The organism is Mycobacterium sp., from assembly GCF_035633495.1.
In the GTDB taxonomy this organism is placed as follows: Bacteria; Actinomycetota; Actinomycetes; order Mycobacteriales; family Mycobacteriaceae; genus Mycobacterium.
On the sequence record NZ_DASQEU010000119.1, the window covers coordinates 1 to 8,733 of the forward strand.

Genomic DNA, 8,733 nt, shown 5'->3' on the forward strand with positions numbered 1-8,733 from the left:
CTGCAGTTTCCCTGGTGGAGCTGCCGGGAATCGAACCCGGGTCCTACGGCATTCCCTCGAGGCTTCTCCGTGCGCAGTTCGCTATGCCTCTACTTGGATCTCCCGGTCACGCGAACAAGCCGAGATGACGATCCCAGTCGCTGTTTGGTGTCCCCGTACATCCCGCGACCGGACGTATGGGTTTGTCCCTCTTGATGACGCCAGGGTCCGGGTCGAGGGCTCTCCCGGTCTGACGGACACACCGTCGCTTAGGCAGCGAGGGCGTAGTCGCGCTGATTGGAATCGGCGCTTAATTGGTTGCAACGACGCTTACGGTGGTCATTTGCCTGCACCGGCACGCTTCCCTTGATTCGATGCGCGAAGTCGAAACCGTTCAGCCCCTCGCACCCCTGCCGAACTTCAGCAGGAAGGTTGATTCTACTCACGTATACGACAACGGCCAGTGGATAAATAGTCCCGGTCAGATCACGTACGCCAGATTGTCGACGATCCGCTGCCCGACCTCGGCATCTCCGTCGAACTCGATCGCCGTCGAGCGGGCGGTGGTCAGCGGCCGCCCGCCGGCCAGCCGGGTGAACTGCAGTCCATCGAGCCGGATGGTCGTGGTCGGCTCCGCATCGAAGTCCTCGACGACCTGTGCCCGTCCGTCGACCGACACCCTGACCGTGCGGGCGAGTGGCCCGGTCAGTTCGATGGCGACGCGGGATCCGTCGGGCGCCTTGCCCAGCTTGCCGACCACGAAGCCCATGCTCGTCGCCATCTCGTCCAGGGCGAGGCGCGCGGCGGGTACCTCGAGATCGGCGTCCGACGACGGGCGCGACAACGCCTCACGGATGTCCTGTTCATGCATCCAACAGTCGAAGATGCGGATCCGCATGAACCGGCCGTACGTGTCGGCCCCGGCAGGCGTAGCGGTGACGGCATTCCAGTCGTCGACTCTCATCGCGGTCAGCGCCTCGCGGCGATCGGCGGTGACGTCGCGGAATCGGCCCAGCACGTCCGCGGCGGCCATCCCGACGTAATGCCGCACCCAGCATTCGTTCATCACGCCGATCGGGTTGCGCACGTGATCGAGCCCCGAGACGTCGACGTCGGCGTCCGGCGCCGGGATGCCGGCCAGCATCGACTCGGTGCCGATTACGTGGGCAACGACATCGTGGACGCACCAACCAGGCAACGGCGTCGGACTCTTCCACCGAACCGCGGGCACGTCGCTCAGCAGTCTGTCGATTGCGTCCCACGACGCGAAGAGACCCTCGAGGATCTTGGATTGATCAAGTCGGGTACGGGGACGTTCGGTCATCCGGGCGATGTTAGACGCTCGGGGCAGGAGCGCTCATTGCCCCGCGGCGATCAGGCCCACCGACATCAGTGCCAGCACCATGCCGACCACCTGCCAGCGCGTCACCCTCTCCTTGAGCACCACCAGGGCGAGCCCGACCGTGCCCGCCGGATAAAGCGCGATCAACACGCTCGTCAGCGAGAGCATCGACGCATGCAGCGCCAATAGCATCGCGACGTTGAAGATGGTGTCCAATGCCCCGGCCGCCAACGCGAGTTTCAGCGGTACCCCCGACGGCACTGCGAGATTGCCCGACAACGCCGCGATCGCGAGGACCATCAGGCTCGCTGACAATCGGGCGAAGACCAGCGGCCAGAGCTGGGCGTCCACCGGCGCCTGATCGATGAGCACGAAGTTCAGCCCGAAGGCGAGCCCCGAACCCAGCGTCAGCCAGGCCACCTTCTTGGTGAAGCGATGCTCGGTCGAATCCCCATCGCGCACCTCGCGGCTCACGAAGACCACCGCGATCAGCGCCAGGACGATGCCCGCGTAGGCGATTGGACTGGGCCGCTCACCCAGCGTCACCCCCACGATGATGGGGACACCCGCGACCAGGATGGCCGTCAGCGGCGACACCAACGACATCGGACCGGCAGCCAGCGCGGCGTAGAACCACCACACCCCGAATGCCTGGCTGAGACCACAGAGGCCGCCCCACACGATCGCGGGCGTCGACACGTGTCCACCGACCACGAAGGCCAGCGCGGTCAGCAGCACCAAGGCAACCGGGTAGGACACCGGCACCACGCGCAGCGCGGCCACCCGTCGCGACGCCAGACCACCGACGAAGTCACTCACCCCGTAGCCGATTCCGGACACCAGGGCGAAGACGATCCCGATCAGGTCATGCCTTTGGAACGCCTACCGAGTTCCCGGATCACCTCGCGGTCGGCATCGCGCTTGGCCAGATCCTGGCGCTTGTCGTGCGCCTGCTTACCGCGAGCCAGAGCGAGCTCGACCTTGACCTTGCCCTCGGTGAAGTACAGCGACAGCGGCACCAGCGAGAGGTTGCCGTCCCGGATCTTGCCGATCAGGTTGTCGATCTGGGTGCGATGCAGCAGCAGCTTTCGATTGCGCCGCGGCGCGTGGTTGGTCCAGGAGCCGTGGTGATACTCGGGGATGTGCAGGTTGCGTAGCCACACTTCGCCGTCGTCGACGGTCGCGAACGAGTCCGCCAGCGAGGCCTGTCCTTCGCGCAGGCTCTTCACCTCGGTGCCCATCAACGCCACACCGGCCTCGAAGGTCTCGAGGATCGAATAGTTGTGCCGCGCCTTGCGATTGGTGGCCACGACCTGATTGTTGCGGTGCTTCTTGACCTCCGCAGCCGATTTCTTCGCCACCGCTAGCGCCGTACGTACAGCCGCAGAGTGACGTAGCCCGTGACGCCTGCCATCGCCACGCCGACGAACAGCAGAATCGGTGCGATGTACAGGATGTCGGCGTAGTCGATCCTGGCGATCAGATTCGCCTGGTAGAACTGGCTCAGCGCCTTCTCCAGGAACAGTGCCCGCACCACAATCAGGCCGACGATCGCGAGCACGACGCCGATGAACGCCGCCAACATGGCCTCGACGAGGAAGGGCAGCTGCGTATACCAGCGGCTCGCGCCGACCAATCGCATGATGCCCACCTCCGTTCTTCGCGTGTAGGCCGCAACCTGGACCATGTTGGCTATCAACAGAATCGCGCCGATCGCCTGCACGAGCGCCACCGCGAACGCCGCGGCGCTCAACCCGTCGAGCACCGCGAAGAGCCTGTCGATGAGCTCCTTCTGGTTCAGCACGTTGAGCACGCCGGGCTGACCCTTCATCGCTTCGTCGAAGTCCTTGTGCTGCTCGGGATTGTCGAGCTTCACGACGAATGATGCAGGAAACGCGTCTTTGCCTGCAACGTCTTTGTATTGCGGGAACTTCGTGATCGCGTCGTCGTAGGCGTCCTGCTGGTTGAGGAACCTGACGGACTTGACGTCGTCGCGGTCCTCGATCTGCGTGCGCAGCGCCTTGCACGGATCCGCGTCACACGTCGCATCGTTGGCCGACACGTCATTGGTCAGGAACACCTGGCTCTCGACGCGGTCCAGATAGATGGTGCGCGAACTGTCGGCGAGGCGCACCACGAGGAGCCCACCGCCGAACAGACCGATCGAGATGGCGGTCGTCAAGATCATGGCGACGGTCATCGTGACGTTGCGACGAAGTCCGGTCAGGACTTCGTTGACGAGAAAGCCGAAGCGCACTTAGCGATCCATTCCGTAGACACCGCGCTGCTCGTCGCGAATCAGGCGACCGAGCTCGAGTTCGATGACGCGCTGGCGCATCGAGTCGACGATGTGGTGGTCATGGGTGGCCATCAGCACCGTGGTCCCGGTGCGATTGATCCGCTCGAGCAGATCCATGATGTCCTTGCTGGTTTCCGGATCCAGGTTTCCGGTGGGTTCGTCGGCCAACAACACCAGCGGCCGGTTCACGAAGGCACGGGCGATGGCGACGCGCTGCTGCTCGCCGCCGGAGAGCTCGGTGGGCAGCCGGTTGGCCTTGCCCGACAGGCCCACCATCTCGAGCACGTCGGGCACCACCCGGTTGATGACGTCGGAGCGCTTCCCGATGACCTCGAGCGCGAAGGCGACGTTCTCGAACACCGTCTTCTGCTGCAGCAGGCGGAAGTCCTGGAACACGCACCCGAGAACCTGCCGCAGTCCGGGGATGTGCCGGCTGGCCAGCTTGTTCACGTGAAACTTCGACACCTGAATGTCGCCGTGCGTGGGGGTGTCCTCGGCAAGGAGCAGCCGCATGAACGTCGACTTGCCCGATCCGGACGGCCCGATGAGGAAGACGAACTCACCCTTTTCGATCTTGAGCGAGACGTTGTCCAGAGCTGGCCGTGCCGAGGATTTGTACTGCTTGCTCACGTGGTCGAGGGTGATCATCACGGCACGCCAGTGTAGCGGGACGAAACCTGTGAACCGGACTACCCGGCCGGAAGGACCGCCGTCGTCGTGGTGGTCGAGGTGCCCGAACGGTTCGGGGCGGGCAGCACCGGAGACGTCGCCGTGGTGGGCGTGACCGTGGTCGCCGGCAGAGGTCCTGGACCGTCGGGGTCGACGACCGTCGTCGGCACGGGCTCCGAGGTTGCCGTCCCGCTCGTCGTGCCCGACGGGCTCGTCGTCTCCGTCGGCGTCGTCTCGGTGGTGCTCGTCGTGGTAGTCGTCGGCGTTGTCGTGGTGGTCTTCGGCCGCTCCACGTTGGTGCGGGGCACCCAGGTGTACTCCGGGTCGGGCATGAAGCCCGGCGGCACCACCTGTGCGGTTTCAGGCGCTGGGGGAGCCGGTGGCTGGTACGTGTTGTGCAGCCACGCGATGACGAAGAACGCCACGATCAGACCTGCCGTCGACGTCCGGATCCGTCCGTTGATGATGTATCCGGGCCAACCGTGGTCGCTGCGCTTACGGGTGAGCCAGTTCCAGAAGCTCATGGAAGGTCCTCCGCGTTCTGCTGATCCTCGGGCGGCGTGGCCGTGGCCGGACTCGGGATCGTGTTCACCGCCGGCGAGCTATCAGCTGAGGTGACGATCCCGGCACGGATCAGCGCTGCGACCACCAGCACGCGAATCCGGCGGCCGACCTCGAACTGCTTGCCCGGTAGTGTCCGCGCGACCATGCGCAGGTTCACGGTGTCGACTTCGATGCTCTCCACGCCCATGACCTGCGGCGCGTCCAACAAGAGCCTCCGCAGGCTGTCGTCCTTCATCGCGGTTTCGCTGACGCCGTGCAGCACATCGTCGACCCGGCTGAGGTCGGCGCTGGTCGGCACCGGGATGTCGATCACCGCGCGAGCCCAGTCCTTGGACAGGTTCATCGTCTTGACGATCTGGCCGTTGGGAATGGTGAACACCTCCCCTTCGGTGGACCGCAGCTTGGTGATGCGCAGGGTGACGTCTTCTACCGTGCCCTCGGCCGGATCGGAGATGCCGCCGACCGTCAGGGCCACCAGGTCGCCGAAGCCGTACTGCTTCTCGGTGATGATGAAGAAACCCGCGAGCAAGTCTTGAACGATGCGCTGTGCCCCGAAGCCCAGGGCCGCACCCAGCACCGCGGCGGGCGCGACCAGCGATCCGACGGGAATGGCCAACACGTCGGTGATGTCCACCGCGACGACCACGAACAGCACCGCGATCGAGACCCAGGAGATGACCGACGCCACTGCCTGCCGGTGCTTGGCGCTCTCGGTGCGCACCAGCTGATCGGTTTCCCGGAAGTCCGCATCGATGCGACGGGTGATCTTCTGGGCGGCCCAACCGATGAAGCGGGCAGCCAACACCGCGAAGATGAGGAGCAGAGCGATCTTCAGTCCCCGCGTGATGATCCATTCGCCGATTCCGCCCCGCCAGAAGTCGTGCCAGCGTTGCGACCATTCGATTGCCAAGTAGCTAGTCGTCATCTTTCCTATTGCGCCAACGGATTCCCGCTTCCAGGAAGCCGTCGATGTCGCCGTCGAGTACTGCTGCGGGATTTCCGACTTCGTAGTCGTTACGCAGGTCCTTGACCATCTGGTAAGGATGCAACACATAGGAGCGCATCTGGTTGCCCCACGAACTGCCGCCGTCGCCCTTGAGGGCGTCCATCTCGGCACGTTCTTCTAAGCGCTTGCGTTCCAACAATTTTGCCTGGAGAACGCGCATCGCCGAAACCTTGTTCTGCAACTGCGACTTCTCGTTCTGGCAAGTCACGACGATACCGGTCGGGACGTGCGTCAGTCGAACCGCCGAGTCGGTGGTGTTGACCGACTGCCCGCCTGGCCCACTGGACCGGTAGACGTCGACGCGCACGTCGCCGTCGGGAATGTCGATGTGGTCGGCGGTGTCGACGACCGGCAGCACCTCGACGTCCGCGAAGGAGGTCTGGCGCCTGCTCTGGTTGTCGAACGGGCTGATGCGCACCAGTCGGTGGGTGCCCTGCTCGACCGACAGCGTGCCGTAGGCGTACGGCGCGTGCACCGCGAACGTCGCGCTCTTGATACCCGCCTCTTCGGCGTAGGACGTGTCGAACACCTCGACGCCGTAGTCGTGCTTCTCGGCCCAGCGGATGTACATCCGCATGAGCATTTCGGCCCAGTCGGCAGCATCGACGCCGCCCGCGCCCGACCGGATGGTGACGACGGCCTCACGCTCGTCGTACTCACCCGAGAGCAGGGTGCGGACCTCCATGCCCTGGATGTCCTCGCGCAGCTTTGCCAGCTCGGTATTGGCGTCCTCGAGATCGTCGGCGCCGCCCTCTTCGGCCGCGAGCTCGTACATGACGGGCAGGTCGTCGAGTCGCTGCCTCAACTCCTCGACGCGGCGCAACTCGCTCTGAGTGTGCGACAGCTCGCTGGTGACCTTCTGGGCGCGCGTCTGGTCGTCCCACAGCTTGGGATCGGACGCGGCGTCCTCCAGGGTTTTGATGCGGTCGCGCAGGCCGTCGACATCGAGCACCCGCTCCACCGTCGTCAGAGTGGTGTCGAGCGCAGTGATGTCGTCTTGCCGGTCGGGATCCACGGGAGATCAGGGTACCGACCGTTGCGCGGGTCTAGCATCGGCTTGGTAACCAGACCGGTGATGTCGCGACTAGCCCCTTGCGCGTCGCCGGGCAGACACGGCTTCCTCTTGGAAGGCTCATGCATGCGCCCATACCGCGTCGCGATCGTCGGTTCAGGTCCGTCGGGCTACTTTGCCGCCGCATCGCTGCTCAAGTTCGCAGACTCGACGGTCGACTCCGATGCGCCCAGGGACGTACGCGTCGACATGCTGGAGATGTTGCCGACCCCATTTGGTCTGGTGCGTTCCGGCGTCGCGCCGGATCATCCGAAGATCAAGACCATTAGTGCCCAGTTCGAGAAGACGGCGAACGACCCCCGCTTCCGCTTCTTCGGCAACATTCGGGTGGGTGAACACGTGCAGGCGGCCGAACTGGCCGAGCGCTACGACGCGGTGATCTACGCCGTCGGCGCGCAGGCCGACCGTCCGCTGGGCATTCCCGGCGAGGAGTTGACCGGCAGCGTGGCCGCCGTCGACTTCGTCGGGTGGTACAACGCCCACCCGCACTTCGAGGAGATGGCGCCCGATCTGTCGACGGGGCGGGCGGTGGTCGTGGGCAATGGCAACGTGGCGCTCGACGTCGCACGCATCCTCGTCAGTGACCCCGACGTCCTGGCCAACACCGACATCGCTAATCACGCCTTGGAGTCCCTGCACTCGCGGGGGGTCGAGGAGGTGGTGGTGCTCGGGCGCCGCGGCCCCATGCAGGCCACGTTCACCACGCTGGAGTTGCGCGAACTGGGCGACCTCGAGGCGATGACCGACGTGGACGTGATCGTCGACCCCGCGGACTTCGCAAACATCTCCGACGAGGACCTCGAGGCGGCGGGCAAGACCGTCAAGCTGAACGTCAAGGCGTTGCGCGGGTACGCCGAGCGGGAACCGCGAGGAGCCAAGCGTCGCATCGTGTTTCGCTTCCACACCTCCCCCATCGAGATCAAGGGGACCGACCGGGTCTCCTCGATCGTGCTTGGTCGGAACGAGTTGGTGAACGACGGTGGCCGGCTGGTGGCCAAGGACACCGGCACGCGCGAGGAACTACCTGCGCAGCTCGTCGTCCGCGCCGTCGGGTACCGGGGCGTGCCGACACCGGGACTGCCCTTCGACGAGCGGTCGGGAACCATTCCGCACACCGACGGCAGGATCGACGGCAGTTGCAACGAGTACGTCGTCGGCTGGATCAAGCGGGGGCCGTCGGGCGTCATCGGCAGCAACAAGAAGGACTCGCAGGAAACGGTCAACACGTTGGTGGCCGACCTCGACGCGGCGGACGAACTGGACGGTGCTGGCGAGGACGCAGTCGAGTGGCTGTTGTCGCGGCAACCCATGCTGGTCACCGACGATCACTGGAAGCTGATCGACACCCACGAACGCGGGGCGGGCGAGTCGCTGGGCAGGCCGCGGGTGAAGTTGACGAGCGTGGCCGAGTTACTACGCATCAGCCACGGCTGATCAACCCCGGGCGGGCGGCGTCACCGAGTCGGCCTCGATCGTGATCAGCACCCTCGTCTCGTTCGGGTTCCCGCTGAAGTTCGGGTACGGGATGCCCAGATACTTCTGCGAGATCTCGTCGATGCTCTCCCTCCCGCCGTCGGTGGTCATGGACACCACGCGCCCGCGCACGGCGTAGAAGCGGTAGACGTCGGCGGGGTCGACGACGTTGACCGCGACGCGAGGGTCGCGGGCGACGTTCCTCGCCTTCTGCATGCCGTCGACGATGTTGAGCACCACGTTCTCACCGTCGGTGGTGACCCAGGTTTCGGTCAGCTGAGGGGATCCGTCGGGCATCAGCGTGGCGATGAAGCACGGGCTTGGGCGGC

10 protein-coding genes and 1 other RNA gene are annotated in these 8,733 nt (G+C 65.2%); 1 reads left to right on the forward strand and 10 read right to left on the reverse strand.

All coding sequences use genetic code 11. The annotated features are described in order from the left end of the window. Positions 1–12: 12 nt before the first annotated feature. The 9 genes from ssrA to prfB all read right to left on the reverse strand — a co-directional run bounded on the left by ssrA (position 13) and on the right by prfB (position 6,874). Positions 13–381, reverse strand: a transfer-messenger RNA (tmRNA) gene (ssrA, locus tag VET27_RS18240). Between the two features lie 79 nt (positions 382–460). Beyond that, positions 461–1,303: a maleylpyruvate isomerase family mycothiol-dependent enzyme gene (locus VET27_RS18245; protein ID WP_526520639.1), complete on the reverse strand. Its 843-nt coding sequence runs from the start codon at positions 1,301–1,303 to the stop codon at positions 461–463. Positions 1,304–1,336: 33 nt separating this feature from the next. Beyond that, the gene (locus tag VET27_RS18250) at positions 1,337–2,185 is read right to left on the reverse strand and encodes an EamA family transporter (RefSeq protein ID WP_526520655.1); all 849 of its coding nucleotides are present in this window, start codon (positions 2,183–2,185) and stop codon (positions 1,337–1,339) included. Further along, a complete protein-coding gene (gene smpB, locus VET27_RS18255; protein WP_526520641.1) occupies positions 2,182–2,682 on the reverse strand; it encodes an SsrA-binding protein SmpB in 501 nt (166 codons plus the stop codon). Before smpB ends, VET27_RS18250 begins: the two co-directional genes overlap by 4 nt. Positions 2,683–2,684: 2 nt before the next feature. Next, positions 2,685–3,578: a permease-like cell division protein FtsX gene (gene ftsX / locus VET27_RS18260; protein WP_526520643.1), complete on the reverse strand. Its 894-nt coding sequence runs from the start codon at positions 3,576–3,578 to the stop codon at positions 2,685–2,687. Continuing rightward, positions 3,579–4,268: a cell division ATP-binding protein FtsE gene (gene ftsE / locus VET27_RS18265; protein ID WP_526520657.1), complete on the reverse strand. Its 690-nt coding sequence runs from the start codon at positions 4,266–4,268 to the stop codon at positions 3,579–3,581. 41 nt (positions 4,269–4,309) lie between these two features. Next, a complete protein-coding gene (locus tag VET27_RS18270; protein ID WP_526520645.1) occupies positions 4,310–4,813 on the reverse strand; it encodes an Rv3103c family proline-rich protein in 504 nt (167 codons plus the stop codon). Further along, positions 4,810–5,778: a mechanosensitive ion channel family protein gene (locus tag VET27_RS18275; protein ID WP_526520647.1), complete on the reverse strand. Its 969-nt coding sequence runs from the start codon at positions 5,776–5,778 to the stop codon at positions 4,810–4,812. The genes VET27_RS18270 and VET27_RS18275 overlap by 4 nt, the downstream gene beginning before the upstream one ends. Beyond that, the gene (gene prfB / locus VET27_RS18280; protein WP_526520649.1) at positions 5,768–6,874 is read right to left on the reverse strand and encodes a peptide chain release factor 2; all 1,107 of its coding nucleotides are present in this window, start codon (positions 6,872–6,874) and stop codon (positions 5,768–5,770) included. The genes VET27_RS18275 and prfB overlap by 11 nt, the downstream gene beginning before the upstream one ends. 123 nt (positions 6,875–6,997) lie before the next feature. On the opposite strand from prfB, the gene VET27_RS18285 reads away from it, so the two are divergent. Further along, a complete protein-coding gene (locus VET27_RS18285; protein ID WP_526520651.1) occupies positions 6,998–8,365 on the forward strand; it encodes an FAD-dependent oxidoreductase in 1,368 nt (455 codons plus the stop codon). On the opposite strand, the gene VET27_RS18290 is transcribed toward VET27_RS18285, so the two are convergent. Then, a partial coding sequence (locus VET27_RS18290; RefSeq protein WP_526520653.1) for a PPOX class F420-dependent oxidoreductase occupies positions 8,366–8,733 on the reverse strand: 368 nt, incomplete at its 5' end. It abuts the gene before it with no gap.

Bases quoted from the DNA above. Each gene is read 5' to 3' on its own strand.
- VET27_RS18245 (WP_526520639.1), bottom strand. From the start codon at position 1,303: ATGACCGAACGTCCCCGTACCCGACTTGATCAATCCAAGATCCTCGAG.
- ftsE (WP_526520657.1), bottom strand. From the start codon at position 4,268: ATGATCACCCTCGACCACGTGAGCAAGCAGTACAAATCCTCGGCACGG.
- VET27_RS18270 (WP_526520645.1), bottom strand. From the start codon at position 4,813: ATGAGCTTCTGGAACTGGCTCACCCGTAAGCGCAGCGACCACGGTTGG.
- VET27_RS18275 (WP_526520647.1), bottom strand. From the start codon at position 5,778: ATGACGACTAGCTACTTGGCAATCGAATGGTCGCAACGCTGGCACGAC.
- VET27_RS18285 (WP_526520651.1), top strand. From the start codon at position 6,998: ATGCGCCCATACCGCGTCGCGATCGTCGGTTCAGGTCCGTCGGGCTAC.